This window comes from Pedobacter punctiformis (assembly GCF_027213715.1).
Classification (GTDB): Bacteria; Bacteroidota; Bacteroidia; order Sphingobacteriales; family Sphingobacteriaceae; genus Pedobacter; species Pedobacter punctiformis.
Genome location: NZ_JAPWGM010000002.1, coordinates 325,294 through 346,290 on the forward strand (window position 1 = coordinate 325,294; position 20,997 = coordinate 346,290).

Here is a 20,997-nt window from a genome sequence, read left to right on the forward strand (position 1 = left end):
TAGATTACTAAATTCTTACAGTAACATATAAACAATTAACTGTTTGCTAAGGTGTCACAGTAAATTTGCTTTTCACAAAAGTTGTCATTTGATCATTAGTATATCGCCCATATTCGAATACTTCTCCATCACACTCCCATTTCATATAATATTTACCTGGCGGTATATCTGAAGGAAGTTGGATAGTAACATACCACCAATATAAACATGGATACATTAAGTAGCCATCCGGTGCCGCAATTGGGGCTTTATATTGAACATTTGTATTTATATTTTCAAAAACTATCCAGGTATTACCGGGAAGAACGTATACCCCAAAGATCTCAAATCTAACATCCGACCCAGCTGGTCCATATCCCGGAAAATGAGCAGAGATGCAATTTTCAGTTGGTCGTTGGCTAAGTTCAGGGCAAATCACTCCACCTTCATTATAGGGATCTGGGGTTATATATGGCTCCTCCTGAACATTAGGTACTGTTGTACATCCAGCAGGTGGATCTTGTTGTGGGGTACATAAAGTTACAATTTCAGTGCTTAAATTTCCATACGTACATTGTTCAAAAGTTCCTTCTGGGTTCGCATAATAACAAATCTGCTCATAGATATCTATCTCTACAGGAGTGCATACCCAATCACAAATTGAACTATATGATTCAACTTGAGCATTATTTTTTGTCAGTTTTACAGTGTTAACATTGGATGCTTCACTTTTCTTTCTATAAATTATTTTACCATCACGCACCTCTCTCATACTGATTATTTTTCCTTTCCAATTTTTATAAATAAGAAACCCTCCAAAATCCCTATCGAGTCTATTAATATGGTTTCTACTTATATCACCATTTCGTTTTATTAGATATTCCTCATTAGGCAAAAAGGTAACTATAAAATTATTTACCTTCCCTGTTTTTTTATCTTTAAAAATTACAAATCTATCCATTGATGATGCGCAAACCTTAGCATCGATCTGTGGATCTTTAGTTCCGTCTTTAGTTCTAATAAGTGGAACCGATCGTCTATTATAAAGTATTGGAGTTTCTATAAAAGTTGCGGTCGAAGTTTCGCTACTATATGCTTTTGAAAAAATTACAAATTTTTTGTTTTTAGAAAAGCCAGCAACAGATTTACTTTTTTTTAGAGGAACATCACTGTTGCCTTGCAGTTTCCTCAAATTCTTTAAATATACTTTTGCGGACTCAATTGTAACTGGAAGTTCCGGATTATTAAGTTCTTCAAGTGCCGAGGATTCATCAAGAATATCCTTTTGGCAGCCAGTAAATGTTCCTGCTAGTAAAATGGTAATAACGCCTAGATAGACAAGCCTTAATTTCATGATTTGATGGTTTAGGTTAATATTTAGTTAATAACGTAATATTTTTTTAGATTCTATATGTCTTCTAACTTGTTGTATTATATATGCAACAGATGCTGATGGAATTTTAATGGGGAGTTTTAGAATTTGACTTCCGACGTGATATGCTTTTTCATATTGTTTAGTTTCTTTATACAAATTAAAAAGATTATATCTCGGTATAAATCGATTAGGGACCATATTGATTGCTCTTATATAAGCAGTTTCAGCCTCATATACTTTTCCATTATCCCTATAACAATCAGCCAATTTATTATAATATAAACTTGAATTATCTATTGTCACAACAGATTCCATTATCTGCTCTGCTCTAATTTGAGCACCTGATATTGTTAAAGCAGTGGCATAATCACTTAAGAAAACTTGATCACTTTTAAGAAAAGGATATACAGTTTGGTACCCTTTGACTGCGTCTGTTACAAATCCCATGTTATAATCTGCTTTCGCACTCTCGTAGCTCTGATATTGCTTATAATTTCTGAGATAAAAACCAAAATTAATATAGATAATATTTGCAATAATAACTACTACAACATATTTGAATACAATTAAAGGATACTTTGCGAAGTAGGCATATCGGATGACTATCAATATGGAAAGTGTTAATTGCAATTGGAACCATGGTTCTTCTAAAACATGCGTAAATAGTGCCGCTACTCCAAGCGAAATTATTTGTGAACTGGCAAAAAGTAATAGCGCATTGTTGTGTTTTTTATTGAATGCAAGTTGAAAGGATTTAAATATAAATAAAAAAAATAAAACTAATACCAATATACTCATGGCGCCACCTTCGATTACAAACTGCAAATAATCGTTAAAGGCATGTTTAGTGTTATCTGCTAACAATAATTCTTTTTCAGTAAATTGGCCTTTTGCAAAATATGCACTTTGATAATCTCCAAATATTTCAGGAAACCTTCCAAAACCTATTCCTTTGAATGGATGGTCAAACCAAATATTTAATGATATTTTATAAATTAATTTTCGTCCAAGTGATGAATCGACTTTAACGAAAGTAACCAAACAATAAAGCACTGATATTATAATAACGACAAAACCAATTAGTTGTTTTTTAAATGCATCGGATCTGTAACTCATCCAAAACACAAAAAAAAGACTGATCAAATATCCCATAATGAATGATCTACTTTCAAATATCAACGCAATAGCAATTCCTAGCATATTTAGGGCTGTAGGCAGTGCGTCGATTGATATAATGTATTTTTTCAATTGTAAAATTTTAAGACAAATATTTTTAAGTATCTGAACTTTATTACCAGTTTTAACATGACATTGATTAGATAATACATTATTTGGTAATAGCTAAATATCTTGGATAAAGAAAATCAAATAATATTACCTACTTAAATTTCAGAATTATTTTTGTAAATAATAATGAGACATTCACAAATAATTAAAAGAGTCAGCTATTGCTAACTGACTCAATTTTTTATTTTTTAATTGACAAGGGCTGTACCACCTTCAATTACCGAGATTTGCGAGGTCGCGGTTAACGGAATACTGGTTAATGCTCTTTTAGTAAGCCATCTGCCTGAAGTAGCATCGTAAACACCTCCAAAACTGGCAAAACTAATTGCTGTTGGAAAGCCTAAACGGAAGGTGTTTGTGCCTGCGCCCATGAATCCTTGTTTTGCTCCTGTAGATGGATTATTGGTGCTGTAATAGTCTGTATTCGTAATGCGGTAACCCGCTTCCGGCGGACCTGCTGTATAAAAATTACCTCCAGTACCACCATAGAAAATTACATCTAACGGAACGGTGTTAACATCAACCGTTGTACCCTCAAATATTGCAATACCTGCAATATTACCACTATTTGCCAACAAGTTAGTGGTAACAGCGCCTATTCCATCAGCACCTGTTGCAGTGGTGTAATTTACACTTGCAATCCATTTTGATGAACTGATATTTGTAGAACTGGGGCCATTGATGAGTTTGGTGCTACCGCCAATGTAAAAATATTGACCTTTTGAAACTGTACCGGATGTAAGCTTAAACTTGTAAGTTCTTACTCCACCCAGGTTCCATCCGGTAGTTGGGAAAGGATTTGTTGCGCCTGCGTTATTAGTTGTATAAACCGAGAAAGGCGTTTTAGAAAAATCAATGTCTTTAGTTGCTAAAAATTGAATGTATTCATAATTACCATCAGGATTTATGTTTGGATCTGCCAAATAACCACTAATAATCGCCGGAGAAAGTTTCGGCAATACAGCAAAACGAAAATCATCAATTGATCGCATCCATAATTGCATTTTTTTATCATTAACAAAAGGTATCCCGGTAAAATTACCACTAATCAGCAACGAAGCAGAAGCAAAAGAAGCCGTGGTTTCGGTATGTACCGTAGCCTTTCCTGAACCATCATTTATTGTTTTATCGCCCGAGAAGGTTTCCCCCGTCACAGGTTCCGGCTCTACTAATGCACTACCAATTGTTACCAGTGTAGATTCATAAGTACCTGGTGATGCCAGAATTCCACCTACACTAACAATTTGTGTTTTAACTAATTTGTTAGCCGCCATTTTACTAACCGATGCACCTGAAATGCCTTCTACCTGCAAAATTCCATTCACCCTTTTTAATACTCCGCCGTCAATTCTAACATGAACAGAATCTCCGGGGATATATTTTGAAGCATCGCTGCCTACATTAATGGCTATACCGCGTAAAGAGTCTATACCACTGCCGACTGTTCTGCTGTTTTGTAAAATCAGAAGTCCTGCGGGAGAATTTCCCGACCTGAAATCTGAAATAACAATACCTTTAATTGCATTTGCTCCACCTAATAATTCGGTGTTAAGCTGTAAATCGGCGTCTTTAAAAAGCTTACGTAAATCAAAATTTGAAATGTAAGGACTAGGTTTAACCGGAATATAATCGCTATCGCGTTTACATCCTGCCCAGGTGCTGCAAACAACCGCAAGTACACCTATATAAAATATTATCTTTTTCATATTAATTCTGATCCGATTAAGGTTTTTGCCACCATACTAATGTGTTGATGTCATCAGCACCCTGTGATGCAACTGCATTTTTATAATTTGTTGGGTTGGTAGATTGTGTTACCAGCGGATAATTCAATCTAACCGGCATTCTTCCTCCATTTGCTAAGCCAGTACTTTTTGACAGGAAAGGGTATCCTGTTCTCCTGTACTCAAGCCATTGCTGAAAATCTACCAAAAACAAAGCATAATATTTTTGCAAATGGATAAATTCCATTTTACTTGCCGAGCCTGCTGTACCGTTTAGTGGCAAAGCATTATCCCAGGCAATATCTGCCGCTGTTAAATAAGCAAGAAATGCAGGATTTGAAGTGTCAACGCTTGCAGCAGGTATCCAGTAGTTTATTGCGTCTGCTATCCCTTTGTAATAATAAGTTTGACCGGTACCACTAATCCATCCTTTTGCGGCTGCCTCTGCTAAAATAAAATCAACTTCGGCAACATTCATAATGATACCAGTATATGGATCAGTTTGTAAGGTAACCCCTGCATTTTGAGCATCAGAATAAAAATAAGCTTGCTTTGTTATAGAAGTTCCAGCATCATAGCCACTTGGAACACCGGAATAACCAATTGGTCCCGGCGCTATGCCAAATCTATTCACACCACCTTTTCCAAAAGTTGGATTAATGCGTGGATCAGCCCAATTTCTTAAATTATCAATAAAGAAGGCTGAAATTGCAGGTGTTCTAAAATCTACTGCACGAACATTAATCATAAAAGGAGATGAATATACCGCTGTACTGCTATTGGTTCCATTCCAAAGAATTTTTGCAGTATGGGTATTGTTTTCCATTATCGGATAGTTTGCTTTGTTCGTATCAGCTATCTCCTTAATTTTGGCAATTACCTGGGCACTGACTTCGGCTTTGCCCGCTACACGGAGTAATAAACGTAAGTAAAGAGAATTGCCCAATCTGCGCCATTTGTTAACATCTCCCTGATAAACAGGATCTCCGGTTGATACAATCTGCTTTCCTTCCGAAAGTAGTTTATTTGCTTCTTCCAGCTTGGTAAACAAATCCAGGTAAATGTCTTTTTGCTTATCAAATACGGGCTCATAATTTCCTTCTTTACCCTGATTTGCTTCTGAGTAAGGTACATCTCCGTAAACATCAGTTAACAACTGAAATGTCCATGCCTGAGTAATTAATGAAATCCCTTTATAGGAAGCATTTAAAGATTCAGGCTGATTGGAAATGGTGTAAATATCACGCAGATTGGTTAATTCCGGATACCAGGTATTCCAGGTATAATCCGCCCAGTTGCGTCGTACGTCATACCTGAATACTTTTCCTTCTGCATCACTTATATCAACAGTAACCTGCATCAATTCGTTATTAAAGTTACGGTTCCGCACCATATTTGCGGATAGAATATTTACAAGTGCCGGTGCCAGTAATTGATTGGCAGTCACTTTTGATTTACCTATCGGATCGGTGTTTACCTCATTAAACCCTTTTTTACAGGAAAAAGTTGATATGCATAATGCCGATAGTAATATATAGTTGATTATTTTATTTGTAGTTTTCATAATCTCTTTTTTTATAGGCCAACAACTAAACGAAAACCATAACTTCTGGTCGACGGTAACTGACCGGTTTCAAAACCTTGTACAATATCAGTACCTGATAAAGTACCAAATTCAGGATCGAAAGCTGGCCATGGCGACCAGATAAACAGGTTACGACCATATACACTTAAATTAAGTTTTGTAAAACCTATTCTTTTCAAAAACTTCTGGCCAAATGCATAGGTTAAATTGGCTTCTCTGAATTTCAAATAATCCGTTCTGAAAATACTTCCTTCAGCCTGATCGGATCCATAAAGTGAAGTATAGAAACTTTCTAAATTTGTAGCAACTACATCATTAGGACGGTAACTACCATCTGGATTTTGTACTACCCCTTCGCCAATTACACCATTATATCTGCCTGGTAAAGTAAGTTTAAGCTTACCTAAAGCAGCCATTCTGGAGAAAGTTAAAGAGTGTGCTACTGCACCAAGCTGAGCATCAAACAAGCCACTAATGCTAAAGCGATCGTAAGTAAAGGTTGAACCGAAACTAAACCTGAATTTTGGCATGGTATTACCCAAATAAATAAGATCCAAATTGCTCAGTTTTGCGTTACCTGTTGTAGCATCGTAAATAATTTGTCCGTCAGGAGAACGCATTAAACCTCTTCCATACAAATCGCCCATACTGCCACCTACATTAGCAACAATTTGTCCACCTCCTAAAGCGCCGGTCCTTAATACCACCGAGCTATCGGCAAGTTCAACAATTTTGTTTCTATTAGCCGTAAGGGTTCCCGTAAGCTGCCATTTAAATTTCTCCGTTTGTATAGGTGTACCATTTACAGCCAGCTCAATACCTTTATTATCCACCCTGCCAATGTTAACTACGGCAACATTATATCCTGTAGAACGATCTACTATACGGTTAAGAATTTGATTTTTTGTATTGCCACTATAAACGGCAAAATCAAAATTTAACCTGCTCTTAAAAAATTTCACTTCAGCCCCAACTTCTATAGTTGTGGTTTTTAATGGTTTTAAGTTTGAATTTGGCAATACAGTTGGGTTAGCCATTGCACTATCCGGATAAATACCATTCGAAGCCAGATTATAATTGTAAGCAGTACGATAAGGTGTAGTGCCTCCACTACCCACCTGAGAAACAGATGCTCTTAATTTAAAGAAGTTGATTGCTTTAGGCAATTTCCAAAAATCTGAAACCACAAATGAAGTACTCGCTGAAGGGTAGAAAAAACCTACATTATCAGTTCTGAATGGCGTAGCCAATGTACTGCTCCAATCCTGACGACCAGTTAAATCAAGGAATAAGTAATTTTTAAGACTAAAAGATACTGCCCCATAAAAACTGTTTATCCTGTAACGTGCTGTATCTGGTACCGAAATTAGTGGATTTGCATTGTTGGTCAGGCTAAAATCACCTGGCACAACCAATCCATCTGCACGTAATTCGGCTTTATGATATTCGTTACGCATCTGGCTACCTCCAACGTTGGCATTCATATGTATGGAATTACTGATTTTTTTATCATATCTCAACATGAAATCTGCGTTGGCCTCATAAGAAACAATGTCCTGAACACGATAAGAACCCTGGGCAAATTTATTACCTGCAGCATCCCAGGGACGTTGAGTTTCGCGGATTTCTTTATTGTAATCTATTGAACCACGCACCAATAAACTCAACTCATCCGTAAATTTATAAGTGGCCTGAATATTACTTAAAACACCATTTCTGCGTTGTTTGTTAATGTATTGCTCAGAAATTGCATAAGGGCTTTCAGGATTTGTGGTAGTAATGTTTACAAATTGTACATTTTCCTTTCCGGGTGCCCAGTAATCTCTGTACCAATCCGTATTTACATTTGGCTGAGCAAACATAAACCAATACATTAACGATTGATTACCATAACCGGTAGCAGGTAAATTATCACTGTGTCTGTTATTATAAGTTGCCTTAAATGATAGGTTTAATTTTTTAGTTACGTCTGAATTTGCAGAAAATGAAGCCGTAGTACGTTCCAAACCTGTATTTGGCACTATCCATGAGTTGTTACCATGACTTGCTGAAAACCTCATACCTACTTTTTTATAAGAACCGTCTAAACTTACAGAGTTAGAAGATTCGAAACCGGTTTTAAAAAAAGCATCAACAGGATTTTGATAAGCTACCCATGGTGTTCTGTCCAGACCTCTGGTTTTCGTAACCGGATCATACTGATAAAACATACCGCCCAAAGCAAAAGGTGCACCCCAACTTGCGCTGGTTGCGTTAGTGCTTGGACCATCGGCTGTTGCGCCATAAGAAAAATAAGAAACTCCAAATTGCCCCTGACCATAATCACTCTGGATATCAGGACCACTATTTACCTGCTCCCAGGTACTGTTAGAAGTAAAAGTTATATTAAGCTTACGGTTTGCTTTGGCAGATTTAGTGGTAATGATAATTGCACCATTGGCACCACGCTGTCCGTAAAGTGCTGATGCACCCGGCCCTTTTAATACAGTAACACTTTCAATATCATCCGGGTTAAGGTCATTTAATGCAGAACCAAAATCTGGTGGCATAATATCACCTGAAGTACCGTATACCCCACCGGATGAGGCACCTGTACGTCTTGTAGAACTGCTTGCAACTACCCCATCTATAACAATTAATGCTTCGTTATCGCCGGTTAAATTGTTTTCGCCACGCAAAATAATTTTATTGGAAGCTGCCGGTCCACTGTTTCGCACCAGGTTTAAACCTGCTACCTTACCCGATAATGCATCTGTCCAGTTACTTGCAACCGCATTTGTAAGTTGTGCGCTGTCAACCTTTGTTACGGCATAACCCAATGCTTTCTCTTCCCTTTTAATGCCTAAAGCAGTAACCACTACTTCGTTTAACTGACTGGTTGAAGATTTTAAACGAATAACAATATTATTTTCATTGTTATTAAATACTCTTCTAACAGCAACATAACCAACCATGTTATAAACAACTGTACCGCCTTTTGGAATACTGACAGAATAATTTCCTTGTGCGTTGGTTACGCCTAAAACCTTTCTGTTATCATCAGTTATGGTTGTTCCAACTAATATTTGTCCATCCTCATCATCCAAAACAGTACCTTTAATAACGATGTTTTGTGATGGAGTTTGTGCAAAACTGCCGTTTATACAAATTAATTGCATAATTACCGAGCAAACCAGGATGCTAAAGCGTTTTAGCGTTGGCTTAAAAAAAGTATTGCCTTTTTTGCAATGATGATCAGGGCTGCTTTTTTTCACGTGCAAAACGCACTGGTGCCACGAAATTTGTTGAGTAAAATTTTTAATCATAATTAGTATATCCGGTTAGTAATAGTGTTCATAATTTCGATTTATTTCGTCCGGATTGCCGGCAAAGTAAGTCCCTTTATGTTAAAAATATGTTAAGCGACTATTAAAGTATTAAAAAGCAACCTTTACATGTTGCGATTCATTTAATTTAACTTACCATATATTTCGTTAATTAAAATTATAAAAACAAATCGAAACTAAAAACAATAAAATATATCATTTAAAGATATTTTAGACAGGAGCATTTAAAGAGCTGAAAATATAGATAATCAGGGTAAAATCAGAATATAGATTTTATGCGTTTGCAAGGTAAAAACAGACTATAAAACCTGAATAAAGAATAAAAAGACAAGATTTAGCTAAGGAATAATACAACGAAATCTTATTGTAATAATTTCATTACAAACGTATTTTTGCGCTCAAAAAAGAATAGCAATAAAACGAAAGCCTTAATTGTAACAATTATGAGCCTTTTTAAATCGAAAGCTAAAGAAACATATTTACCCTGCCTTTATATATTCAAATACGTGCTTCATATAAAGTTTACGTAAAGAGCAGGTTCGCTCAAGGGCAATCAGAATAATTACCGGAAATATTAAAAATTCGAGCCAGTTAAAAGTGTAGAAAAAGAAAGTAAAAATTAAAATTAACCTGAAACATTCTAAATAATAAATCCATTTTCTTTGCTCTAAAAGCGCACCGATATTAATCAGCGTAACTAAAATAAAGATGAGTACCGCAACTTTGTTTAACATTGTAAAGGAGCTGTAAAATAAGGTCATCAGGGTAAGCAACCCAACCACTGTAATAAGCTGTATATTTAAATAAGGCTTGAATTTGGGCTTAGCACTGTGCTGACTTTTATTTTGAAAATAACGTTCCTCTAAAATTGGTCTGATGTTTTGATCCATCAAGGCCGGGCTTCCAAAAATAGCATTGCACTTTGCTTTAAATCCCTCTGCCCTTCTATAAGCTTCTCCTATTTCTAAATAATAATGAAAATGCTGCCATAAAAAACTGTAACTCTTTATCGGATGTGTTAATCCGTATTTGGGCGGCTCCTCTTCAGTTTGAAATGTTCCAAAAATTTTATCCCAGAAAACAAATACATCTCCATAGTTTTTATCCAGATATTTTTCGTCTGATGCATGATGTACGCCATGTAAAGACGGGGTTATAAAAATGTTTTCCAGCCAACCCAGCTTACCAACTAATTGAGTATGCGTAAAAAACGAGTAAGCTCCATGCGCCAGCAAAATGGTAATAATCATATTGGGATGAAATCCAATTAGGGGTAAAACACACCAGAACACATTTCTAAAAATGGCTTGTATAGTAGTAATTCTGGCCGCTGCCGATAAATTAAACTCTTCACTTTGATGATGGACAATATGTGCGGCCCACAAAAAGTTAATTTCATGCCCAAGTCTGTGGTACCAGTACCAAACTAAATCGGTTGCCAGTAATATAAATATCCATACATACCATTTATCAGAGATATCAAAAATGGCATAATTGATATAAATCCACTGATAAACCTGATAAAAACTTGCCGCTATAAAAAGATTAAGCAAACGCTCTGCAATACCCACACTAAAATTGGCCACTGAACTTTCATATTTAAAAACATCAGCTCTTTTTTTATATCTGGCAATCTTAAATTCGATGTAAACAAATAAAAAGAATGCAGGGATGGCAAAAGCTAAATAGTTTACAGTATGCATATTTTAATGGTTGAGTGAATAAATACAATCCTACAAACATAATAATTATCTACTAATTATATAGATTTAATAGATTATTATTTAAACTTTTATTCGCATTCTATTCGTTTAATCTTTTTTGTTTTAGTTTTTTTGTAAACTACTATACATAAAACACAATAAAATGGCTACTAACAAAAAGGCTGAGAATACAAACATTTTATCTATTGATATTGGTGGAACCAGTATAAAAACGGTACTGTTGGATGAAAATGGCAATATGCTTTCTGAATATATGAAAAGCAAAACACCCGATGGTGCCACGCCAAAAGATATTGTAACGGGTATTGAAGATCTGATTAAACCTATTCCATTAACCTACGATCGCGTTTCCATTGGTTTTCCGGGTTATGTAAAAAATGGTATTGTTAAAACTGCGCCTAACCTGGCCAAAGGCAAATGGGAAGATGTAGATCTTGCTCAGCGGGTTGCTAATACATTAAATAAGCCTGTTAGATTGGTAAATGATGCCGATCAGCAAGGTTTAGGCATTGTAGAAGGTAAAGGTTTTGAAATTGTATTTACTGTAGGTACGGGCTTTGGCACAGCGCTGCTTTTTGATGGCGAGCTACTTCCACATTTAGAACTGGCCCACTTTCCTATTAATAAAGAAGAAGACTACGATGATTATATCGGTAATAAAACTTTTGAAAAAATTGGTACTGAAAGATGGAACAAACGCCTGAAAAAAGTAATTGAGATTTATAAAACAGTTTTCAACTACGATGCTTTATATATTGGTGGCGGTAATTCAAAACAAATAGATTTTAAACTTGAAAATAACATTAAGATTGTAACCAACAGAGATGGTATTAAAGGAGGCGCTAAACTTTGGAAACTGGCCGACAAGTATAATATTGTTACGGTAAAACCGCAATCAAAATAATACGACTTTTATTACAATCATTTAACATCAATAGCTTCAATATTAAATTGTAAACCCTAATTTTGGGTACATATATAAATTAAAAATGGCAAGTAACGAATCAAAACAATATAAATTAGGAATGATTGGTTTAGGCACAATGGGCCGTAACCTATTATTAAATATGGCTGATAAAGGGTTTTCTGTAACGGGTTATGATAAAGATCATAAAATGATTACCAAACTTGAGGAAGAAGGAAAAGCACATCAGCTGGAAGGATTTGATAAAATAGAAGATTTCATTAGTCACCTGCAAACGCCACGCACTCTAGTTTTGTTGGTTCCGGCAGGGCCTATTGTAGACAGTGTTATTGTAGAATTAAAACCGCTTTTAAGTAAAGGCGACATTATAATTGATAGTGGAAATTCGCATTTTACGGATACTAACCGTCGTGTTGACGAACTTGAAAAAGACGGCTTACACTTTTTCGGGATGGGTATTTCAGGTGGTGAAGAAGGCGCACGTTTTGGCCCAAGTATGATGCCGGGAGGTGACAAAGAAGCTTATAATGTAGTAAAAGATGTTTTTGATGCAATTGCTGCAAAAGTTAACGGCGACCCTTGTGTTACTTATATCGGCCCGGGTGCATCTGGCCACTTTGTTAAAATGGTTCATAATGGTATCGAATATGCCATTATGGAGTTAATTGCCGAAGTTTATGGTATTCTTAAAAATGGTTTAGGTTATTCTAACCAACAGATTTATGAAGTATTTAAAAAATGGAATGAAGGCCGTCTTCAATCTTTTTTATTAGAAATTACAGCCGAAATTTTTGTCTTTAAAGATACTGAAACTCAAAATGATCTTTTAGATCAGATTAAAGATGAAGCCCGTTCTAAAGGAACCGGTAAATGGACCTCAGAAGTTTCAATGGAGTTACAATTGCCAATTCCAACCATTAACGAAGCGGTATCTAACCGTGATCTTTCTAAATTTAAAGATTTAAGGGTTTCTTTAGAAAATGCTTTTGGTAAAAAAGATACCAAAATTGATGTAACGGTTGATGAACTTGAAAATGCCTTTTATTTCTCTATGATTAGTGCTTATGCACAAGGAATGCATTTATTGGTACAAGCATCGAAAGAATATCAGTATGATTTAAAATTGCAGGAAATTGCAAAAATCTGGCGTGGTGGTTGTATCATCAGGGCTAAATTTTTAGAAGATATTTATCAGGCCTACCATAAAAATAATAGTTTAGAGCATTTATTTGCTGATGCTGGTATACAGGAAATTATAAAAAGTACTTTACCAGGTACTCGCAAAACAGTTTCAGCTTGTGTAAATGCAGGTGTTGGTATTCCGGCTTTTGCTTCTACCCTAACTTACTTTGATACCATTACAACAGGCAGAATGCCATCTAATTTAATTCAGGCACAACGTGATTTCTTTGGAGCCCACACTTTTGAACGTGTTGATCAATCTGGTGTTTTCCATGCGGACTGGAATAAATTATCTTAAAATTAGATTCACAACCCTATAAAATAAAATGAAAACCAAAACCGAGTTAAATCCAACAATATTTGTAATATTTGGTGGTACAGGTGATTTAAATAAAAGAAAATTAGCTCCTGCCCTATACAACTTATTTATAGAAGGCTATATGCCTGAAAAATTTGCTGTAATAGGCACAGGAAGAACCGAATTTACAGATGAGAGTTACAAAGGTGCGCTTGAGGATGCTGTTAATGAATTTTCCCGCACCGGAAAGGTTAAAAAAGATAAATGGGAAGAATTTGGCAATACCATCCATTACTGCCCTACCGATTTTGCACAGCCAAAAACATTTGAAAACTTAAAAACTGCTGTAGAAAAATATCAAAAAGAATACGGAGCTGAAACGCAGGTGATTTTTTATCTTGCTGTAGCACCAAATTTCTTCCCGGTGATTGCAGAATGCCTGCAAAAATATAAATTAACGCAAAACGAAGACAATAGCCGTATTGTAATTGAAAAACCTTTTGGCCATGATTTAGAATCAGCAAAAGAACTTAATGCCTTATTACGTAATATCTTTACCGAGAAACAAATTTATCGTATCGATCATTACTTGGGTAAGGAAACGGTTCAAAATATGATGGCTTTCCGTTTTGCAAATGCATTGTTCGAGCCACTTTGGAATAGGTCTTATATCGATCATGTTCAAATTTCAGTGACCGAACAATTGGGTGTAGGAGATCGCGGTGGTTATTATGAAGGTGCAGGTGCTTTAAGAGATATGATTCAAAATCACCTTTTACAATTGCTATGCTTAATTGGAATGGAAGCACCGATTAATTTCGATGCCGATGAAATCCGCAACCGTAAAGTGGAGGTTTTAAAAGCCATGCGTCCTTTCTCTCCTGAAGATATCCGTTTCAATACCGTTCGCGGTCAATATAGCAAAGGTTGGGTTGAAGGTAAAGAAGTACCTGGCTACCGTCAGGAAACCAGTGTTGATCCTCATTCTAATACAGAAACTTTTGCCGCAGTTAAATTCCACATCGACAACTGGAGATGGCAGGGCATTCCATTTTATTTGAGAACAGGAAAACGCCTGAATCAGACTTCGTCATTAATTACCATTCAGTTCAGAGATGTGCCTCACCAGATTTTTTCTTCAGGCGTAACTGAAAACTGGCAACAAAACCGCCTGGTTATTAGTATTCAGCCTGAAATGAGCATTCGTATGCAGGTACAAGCCAAAAGACCGGGTTTAGATATGGTTTTAAATCCTGTTGATATGGTGTTCGATTACAAAGGCACTTACGATAGCGATACCCCAGAGGCATACGAAACCTTATTATTGGATGCAATGATGGGTGATCAAACCTTATTTATGCGTGGCGATCAGGTAGAAGCTGCCTGGGAATTGGTTATGCCAATTTTAAATACCTGGGAAAGCAAAAAATCAATCAACTTCCCTAACTACCCTGCTGATAGCTGGGGACCAGAAGAAGCTGAGGCCTTAATTGCAAGAGATGGTTTCCATTGGTTTAATTTACCGCTAAAGAATAAAGATTAAATGGTACAATAATTCTATATGGATAATCTATATAGAATAATCGTCATTGCGAGGCACGAAGCAATCTGATTTGTACGATGAATTAGATTAAAAGTTATGTGATATAAGCGTCCACCAAAGTAGTAGGATTGCTTCGTGCCTGGCAATGACGAATACAACTTAGTAAAGCATTAAAAATTTTAAAATGAATTTACTTATTTATAAAACATTAGAAGAGTTAAATCAGGATTTAGCAGATTACGTAATCAAAATTGCAGAAATGGCAATTGAGGAAAATGATCGCTTTAATTTTGTATTAACCGGTGGAAATTCTCCAAAAGCGCTTTACAACTTTTTGGCCACGGAGTGCAAAGACAGAATTGATTGGGAAAAAGTATATTTCTTTTTTGGTGATGAGCGCAATGTACCAGCTGACGATGCCAATTACAATGGTTTAATGGCGAAAAAAGCTTTATTTGAAGGTTTAGGAACTGCTGAAGATCATATTTTTTATATCGATACAAATTTAGCACCGGAAAAAGCAGCAATTGAGTATAAAAAAGCTTTGGATAAACACTTTGAAGGCAGTGATATTGTTTTTGATTTAATTCTTTTAGGCATGGGTGATGATGCGCATACAGCTTCTATTTTCCCGCACACCTCTTTGGTTAAGGATGAAGAAGCAACCGTTGCAGCTGTATTTGTCGAAAAATTAAATACATACCGCATCAGTCTTACGGCCCCATTAATTAACAAAGCAGAAAACATTGCTTTTCTGGTATTTGGCGAAGGTAAAGCCGAAGCACTAAAACATGTTATTGGCGATGAGCAGAAAGATGTAGATACTTATCCATCACAATTAATTGATCCTATTGATGGTAAATTAACCTGGTTTGTTGATGAAGCCGCAACCAAATTGTTAGAAAATTAATAAAAAGACAATGTCTGAAGGATTAGATTTATCAGGCTTGTTAAATGGAAAAACGGAATATGCGTTATCGCTATTCCGTTTTTTTATTACTGAATTTGAAAAGGTCGGTAAAATTAATCTGCAATCTACCAAAAGCATGATTGCTATTGAAGGCCTGCATAAAATGGCTTATTTAACACAGGTTGGCAAAAATTTTATTCATGTTGTCTTTCAGTTCGACAGACCTTATGAAGATAATTTATGTTTCATAAAAATTGCTCAGGTTCCAAATACCAATCAATTTAATCATCATTTAAGAATTTATTTTAAAGAAGATATCAATGATGAAGTTAAAAGCTTTATGAAAATGGCTTACAGTTATAAGAACAATTAATATAGCTTTCAAAAGTTCGAAGCATATTTTGATAAATTCCCAAACGTCTAGAAAAGCTTCTTTTTCTAAATATCATGTAATATATAATAGTTTTCTTTATTTTAGGATAGCAAATAACCACCTGCGATCTTAAGCTTACCATTAATTGATCTCCACATATTTGGCACAAACGATTGATTATTAATAATCTCATCTTCTTTTTCAAATGAAGTTACCCCATCCGTAATAACAGAAACATATCCTTCTGGCAATTTAGTAAACATATGCTCATCACTATGTCCATGTAATAATGTCAATCCAAAATCTTCTTTTGCAAGATTATTCAAAATGTCCTTTTTGTCATCTAATTCTTTAATTACTGAATCATAGTCTAACTTTGGAGCTTTAAAAGCTTCACCGATTTTTCCCTTTTGATGTGTACAATGCCTGCATTTTGCTTCATGCCCAGTACAATGCCTACATGTTGCAGTCTTGCCGTGATCACATTTTGAATCTTTTCCGTTTTTGTTTCCAAACCATGCAACCGGTTTGGCATCATTCAAAACATCGTCTTCCTTTTTACCGACTGAAACTACTAAATCTTTTTCAGTCTGTGAATAACCTTCAAGCATTGGCTTGACCGTATTTCCATCTACATAAACAGGAATATATAATCCATAGTCACTCCCATTTAAAGAATCTAAATGTTCTTTTAATTTTCCTGAATTAATTTTTTCAATTAACTCTTGTACTTTTTTTTCTAGTGGCATAGCAGTCTTTTTAGTTAGAAATATTAATCTAAATTCCCTAAATATTAAAGCTTTGTCAATACCACTCATGGGGTATTTGAATAAATATTTTCTTAAAAAGAACGGTAGAATAATAATCAGCGTATTCGGATGACCGCTTATTAAAACAAAAAGCGGAATATGATCAATGTACTGCTCCCAGAAAGCGTCTAACTTTTTGGGGCATTGCATAATTGCAATTCCGCTTTTTATAGGTGAATTTTAAATATTATAAAAGAATTACTCTACATTTCCTAAATTCTCTTCAATCAATAACTTAATAATTCCATCAGCCATGCCTACTTTAGGCACATAAATTTGTTTAATCCCGGTCCATTTCATTAAGGTTAAATAGATTTCACATGCCGGAATAATTACATCCGCACGGTCAGGATTCAAACCCAAATCGTTTATGCGTTCTTTTAATGAATAACTAGTTAAACGGTTATACATTGCATTTAACTTTTGAAGCGAAAGCGGCGCATTTTCCTTTTCATCAGACATCCGGAAAAGTTTATTGATGTTACCACCCGTTCCAATTCCGGCAAGCTGCTTATAGCCTTTGGTATTTTCTTTTACCCAAACTTTCATCTCCTCCCAGGTTTCTTCTTTATCCTGATTATCGAGCATACGGATGGTACCAATATTAAATGATCTTGAGGCCTCAGGCACCCCTTTTACAAAAACAGAAAGTTCTGTACTGCCGCCACCAACATCAATATATAAATAGGTTTTATTTTCATCAAGATCCTCTTCTATATGGTTGGCATAAATGATATTTGCCTCACGCTGCCCCTCAATAATTTCAAGATCAAGGTCAGTTTCTGCTTTAATTAATTTTACAATTTCGCTTCCGTTTTGTGCTTCACGCATAGCCGAAGTTGCACAGGCTAAATATTCTGAAACATTATAAACATCCATCAAATTTTTAAAAGCCGTCATTGTTTTAACTAATTCTGACGATTTTCTGGCGGAAATATTTTGATTTAAAAAAGCATCGTCACCCAAACGAAGTGGCACCCTGATTAATGTATTTTTTTTGTATTTGTATTTTCCGTCTTGTTTACTGATATCAGCGATGAGTAACCTCACGGCGTTCGAACCGATATCTATGGCAGCGTATCGTAACATATTATTGATGCTTGGTTTTTAGGTAGTTATAAATATCAATTTGCGCCCGTATTTTTTTACTTAATCTGTTTTTATGATATTTATTATTGTTTAAAGAATTAATTTGACGCGATTTGGTATTGTCCTGCAATTGCAAATCGATGATGTCCTGTATCTCCTGCTTAACATCAGGGTCAAGCACTGGAAAACCAACCTCTACACGGTGTTCAAAATTCCGGCTCATTAAATCAGCCGAAGAAAGGTACATATCGTTTTTTGCGTTATTACTGAAAATATAAACCCTTGCATGTTCCAAAAATTTATCAATAATGCTAATGGCAGTAATGTTTTCGCTAAAGCCTTTTACGCCAGGCACCAAACAACAAATTCCTCTGATAATTAACTGAATTTTAACGCCTGCATTACTGGCTTCATAAAGTTTTGCAATAATGCCTTCATCAGCGAGGCTATTTACTTTTAATAAAATATAGGCAAGTTTTCCTTGTTTAGCGTTGCGGATTTCGCGGTTTATAAAACTCACTAGTTTAGATCTGCTTTCCAGCGGAGAAACAATTAAGTGTTTAAACCCTTTCGTAACTGTACGTTTGCTCAATGCATCAAAAAGCTTAACCAAATCGTTGGTTATTTCTTTTTTGGCTGTAAAAATACTATGGTCGCAATATAAACCAGCAGTTTTCTCATTAAAATTACCCGTAGCTAAGTTTGCATAATAAACCGGTTTATCTTTTTCTATTCGCTTAACTAAACAGATTTTTGAGTGTACTTTATAATCCGTTAAGCCATAATTTACCTTAACCCCTTCTTCCATTAGGCGGCCAGTCCAAAATATATTGGCCTGCTCGTCAAAACGTGCTTTCAATTCCAGTAAAACTGAAACATTTTTACCGTTTTTAGCGGCATTAATCAATGCATTAATTACTTTCGAATTTTCAGCAAGTCGATATAATGTAATTTGTATTTCTGTAACTTTCGGATCAATCGCGGCTTCCCGAAGGAAAAGAATAATATAATCGTAAGATTGATACGGCAAATTAACCAGGTAATCGCGGTGTGCAATCTTATTGAAAATACTTTCTGTACGGTGTAAACCGTGTACTTTTAAAGGCACATTAGGTGTATATTCCAGGTTTTTACCGCCGACATTCGGAAAGGAAATAAAATCACCAAACTTGTGGTATCTGTTGCCGGGGATTAAACTTTCTGCTTCCAGTTTGAGTTTGTTAACCAACACTGTTAACATATTCAGCGGCATAGCCGAATCGTAAAGTAAACGCATGGGTTTACCCTTTTTTCGCTTTTCTAAACTGCTTTTTAAATCTTCTATAAATTTATCGTTGATGTTTTTATCAATATCCAGCTCCGCATCGCGGGTTAACTGAATTGAATAGGCTTCCAGATGATCATAAGTAAATACGTAGAAAATATCGTCCAAACTGTAACGAATAATATCTTCTGCCAAAATGATAAATTTTAAATCATTTGTTTCGGGTAAAACCAAAAACCTTGGCAAACTTGGCGGAATTTCAATCAGCGCATATTTTTCTTTAACCTTATTGTCCTTTCGGGATAATTTCACAAAGAAATATAAATAGCGGTCTTTTAACTCCGGAAAAGGTTTATCCATATCCAGCATAATCGGAACCAGATTGGATAAAATCTTATCCCTGAAATGATTTCTTACAAACTCACCCCTGCTTACATTCAGCTGGGTATCATTTAAAATAAAAATACGGTTTTGGGCAAGTTCGTTTATTAAAGTCGCCTGGAAAAGCTGATCGAATTTACGTTCTTGTTTGACAACTATATTTTTAATTTCATTAAGAATCTTTTTCGGATTAAAGCCAAGCAACGCTTTTGCTTTTTCATTAAGGTTTGTCAACCGCGTCATGGTGGCTACACGCACACGATAAAACTCTTCCAGATTGGAAGAAAATATAGAAAGAAATTTTATCCGCTCAATTAGTGGCACGCTTTCATCAGCAGCTTCCTGAAGTACACGTTCATTAAAATATAACCAACTGATTTCGCGATTAAAAAATGGAATCCTCTTTTTGCTCATTTAAAAAAATAAAAATCCCTGCATAAACAGGGATGCTCAAAGCTGCATATTAATTTGTTAAATTGATGTTAATTCATCGACATTAATATTAACAAATCTACTTTTTAACGGTTGGTTTAACTGTTTTTTTAACAGCAGTTGCTGCTTTAACAACAGGTTTTGCAGTTGTTGTAGTTTTAGGTACAACTTTTTTAGCTGGAGTTGCTTTTGCTGCCGGAGTTATGGTTTTAACTATGGCCTTTTTTACCGGAGCAGTCTTTGTTGCTGCGCTGCCGGCTACCTTTTTAACAACTGCTGCAGTCTTACTTACAGGCTTAGATAAAATCTTTTCGGCTTTTTGTTCTGTAGCAATGGCTTTAACTCTTACACTTTGCACCACTGGTTTAGCATTGGAAACAGCTTTTTTAACCACTTTTTCTACAGTTTTTTCCGCTTTTGTTAATGTTTTCTTTGCTCTATTTACGGTTTTATCCGCTACTTTTTTTACCGCTTTTTTCTCTTTTTTAACTGCTGGCTTTAAATCATCTATTTTATTTCCAACCGCATCTTTAACTGAACTAAACTTTTTAGATAATTTTCTGGCAACTCTTTTACTTGCCTTAGCCACTTCAGTACTAATTTCAGAAACATCATGACCTAAACTCTTTATTACATCCAAAAACTGACTGGTGATGGATTGCTCTAATTCCTTTTTTATCGCTTTTTTCCCCGGTTTTTTTTGAGACTTGGTTTTAGTGGTTTTCATAATATTTTTCGTTTTTTTGTGAGATGGATTTAAATTCTCTTAAATCTACTTATTTTTTTACTTT

At 35.4% G+C, this 20,997-nt stretch carries 15 protein-coding genes; 5 read left to right on the forward strand and 10 right to left on the reverse strand.

All coding sequences use genetic code 11. The annotated features are described in order from the left end of the window. Positions 1-46: 46 nt before the first annotated feature. From O0955_RS07265 to O0955_RS07290, 6 genes are all read right to left on the reverse strand, one after another. The gene (locus O0955_RS07265) at positions 47-1,333 is read right to left on the reverse strand and encodes a hypothetical protein (RefSeq protein WP_269426879.1); all 1,287 of its coding nucleotides are present in this window, start codon (positions 1,331-1,333) and stop codon (positions 47-49) included. 27 nt (positions 1,334-1,360) lie between these two features. Then, complete coding sequence (locus O0955_RS07270) at positions 1,361-2,602, reverse strand: O-antigen ligase family protein (RefSeq protein ID WP_269426880.1); 1,242 nt, start codon at positions 2,600-2,602, stop codon at positions 1,361-1,363. A 227-nt stretch (positions 2,603-2,829) separates the two neighbouring features. Further along, complete coding sequence (locus tag O0955_RS07275) at positions 2,830-4,347, reverse strand: DUF5689 domain-containing protein (RefSeq protein WP_269426881.1); 1,518 nt, start codon at positions 4,345-4,347, stop codon at positions 2,830-2,832. 16 nt (positions 4,348-4,363) lie between these two features. Beyond that, positions 4,364-5,929: a SusD/RagB family nutrient-binding outer membrane lipoprotein gene (locus O0955_RS07280; RefSeq protein ID WP_269426882.1), complete on the reverse strand. Its 1,566-nt coding sequence runs from the start codon at positions 5,927-5,929 to the stop codon at positions 4,364-4,366. 11 nt (positions 5,930-5,940) lie between these two features. Beyond that, positions 5,941-9,255, reverse strand: a complete 3,315-nt coding sequence (locus tag O0955_RS07285) for a SusC/RagA family TonB-linked outer membrane protein (RefSeq protein ID WP_269426883.1) — start codon at positions 9,253-9,255, stop codon at positions 5,941-5,943. 500 nt (positions 9,256-9,755) lie between these two features. Then, the gene (locus O0955_RS07290; protein ID WP_269426884.1) at positions 9,756-10,979 is read right to left on the reverse strand and encodes a sterol desaturase family protein; all 1,224 of its coding nucleotides are present in this window, start codon (positions 10,977-10,979) and stop codon (positions 9,756-9,758) included. Positions 10,980-11,142: 163 nt separating this feature from the next. Here O0955_RS07290 and O0955_RS07295 point away from each other — a divergent pair, with 163 nt between their 5' ends. From O0955_RS07295 to O0955_RS07315, 5 genes are all read left to right on the forward strand, one after another. Continuing rightward, the gene (locus O0955_RS07295; protein ID WP_269426885.1) at positions 11,143-11,904 is read left to right on the forward strand and encodes an ROK family protein; all 762 of its coding nucleotides are present in this window, start codon (positions 11,143-11,145) and stop codon (positions 11,902-11,904) included. 85 nt (positions 11,905-11,989) lie between these two features. Beyond that, positions 11,990-13,405 (forward strand): NADP-dependent phosphogluconate dehydrogenase, encoded by a 1,416-nt coding sequence (gene gndA, locus O0955_RS07300; protein ID WP_269426886.1) that lies wholly within the window; start codon positions 11,990-11,992, stop codon positions 13,403-13,405. 28 nt (positions 13,406-13,433) lie between these two features. Further along, positions 13,434-14,948 carry a glucose-6-phosphate dehydrogenase gene (zwf, locus tag O0955_RS07305; RefSeq protein WP_269426887.1) on the forward strand — a complete coding sequence of 505 codons (1,515 nt, stop codon included), beginning with the start codon at positions 13,434-13,436 and terminating at the stop codon, positions 14,946-14,948. A gap of 184 nt (positions 14,949-15,132) precedes the next feature. Continuing rightward, positions 15,133-15,858: a 6-phosphogluconolactonase gene (gene pgl / locus O0955_RS07310; protein WP_269426888.1), complete on the forward strand. Its 726-nt coding sequence runs from the start codon at positions 15,133-15,135 to the stop codon at positions 15,856-15,858. 10 nt (positions 15,859-15,868) lie between these two features. Continuing rightward, positions 15,869-16,231, forward strand: coding sequence for a DUF5655 domain-containing protein (locus tag O0955_RS07315; RefSeq protein WP_269426889.1), 363 nt, complete (start codon positions 15,869-15,871; stop codon positions 16,229-16,231). A gap of 101 nt (positions 16,232-16,332) precedes the next feature. Here the strand turns inward: O0955_RS07315 and O0955_RS07320 are convergent, their stop codons facing one another. From O0955_RS07320 to O0955_RS07335, 4 genes are all read right to left on the reverse strand, one after another. Further along, positions 16,333-17,190, reverse strand: a complete 858-nt coding sequence (locus O0955_RS07320; protein WP_269426890.1) for a hypothetical protein — start codon at positions 17,188-17,190, stop codon at positions 16,333-16,335. A 48-nt stretch (positions 17,191-17,238) separates the two neighbouring features. Further along, a complete protein-coding gene (locus tag O0955_RS07325) occupies positions 17,239-18,129 on the reverse strand; it encodes a Ppx/GppA phosphatase family protein (RefSeq protein ID WP_269426891.1) in 891 nt (296 codons plus the stop codon). 1 nt (position 18,130) lies between these two features. Beyond that, a complete protein-coding gene (ppk1, locus tag O0955_RS07330) occupies positions 18,131-20,188 on the reverse strand; it encodes a polyphosphate kinase 1 (protein WP_269426892.1) in 2,058 nt (685 codons plus the stop codon). A gap of 97 nt (positions 20,189-20,285) precedes the next feature. Then, entirely contained in the window at positions 20,286-20,933 is a 648-nt protein-coding gene (locus O0955_RS07335) for a hypothetical protein (protein WP_269426893.1), read from the reverse strand. Positions 20,934-20,997: the final 64 nt, after the last annotated feature.

Bases quoted from the DNA above. Each gene is read 5' to 3' on its own strand.
- O0955_RS07275 (WP_269426881.1), bottom strand. From the start codon at position 4,347: ATGAAAAAGATAATATTTTATATAGGTGTACTTGCGGTTGTTTGCAGC.
- O0955_RS07335 (WP_269426893.1), bottom strand. From the start codon at position 20,933: ATGAAAACCACTAAAACCAAGTCTCAAAAAAAACCGGGGAAAAAAGCG.
- gndA (WP_269426886.1), top strand. From the start codon at position 11,990: ATGGCAAGTAACGAATCAAAACAATATAAATTAGGAATGATTGGTTTA.
- O0955_RS07280 (WP_269426882.1), bottom strand. From the start codon at position 5,929: ATGAAAACTACAAATAAAATAATCAACTATATATTACTATCGGCATTA.
- O0955_RS07285 (WP_269426883.1), bottom strand. From the start codon at position 9,255: ATGATTAAAAATTTTACTCAACAAATTTCGTGGCACCAGTGCGTTTTG.
- O0955_RS07320 (WP_269426890.1), bottom strand. From the start codon at position 17,190: ATGCAATGCCCCAAAAAGTTAGACGCTTTCTGGGAGCAGTACATTGAT.
- pgl (WP_269426888.1), top strand. From the start codon at position 15,133: ATGAATTTACTTATTTATAAAACATTAGAAGAGTTAAATCAGGATTTA.
- ppk1 (WP_269426892.1), bottom strand. From the start codon at position 20,188: ATGAGCAAAAAGAGGATTCCATTTTTTAATCGCGAAATCAGTTGGTTA.
- O0955_RS07315 (WP_269426889.1), top strand. From the start codon at position 15,869: ATGTCTGAAGGATTAGATTTATCAGGCTTGTTAAATGGAAAAACGGAA.
- zwf (WP_269426887.1), top strand. From the start codon at position 13,434: ATGAAAACCAAAACCGAGTTAAATCCAACAATATTTGTAATATTTGGT.
- O0955_RS07325 (WP_269426891.1), bottom strand. From the start codon at position 18,129: ATGTTACGATACGCTGCCATAGATATCGGTTCGAACGCCGTGAGGTTA.
- O0955_RS07265 (WP_269426879.1), bottom strand. From the start codon at position 1,333: ATGAAATTAAGGCTTGTCTATCTAGGCGTTATTACCATTTTACTAGCA.
- O0955_RS07290 (WP_269426884.1), bottom strand. From the start codon at position 10,979: ATGCATACTGTAAACTATTTAGCTTTTGCCATCCCTGCATTCTTTTTA.
- O0955_RS07295 (WP_269426885.1), top strand. From the start codon at position 11,143: ATGGCTACTAACAAAAAGGCTGAGAATACAAACATTTTATCTATTGAT.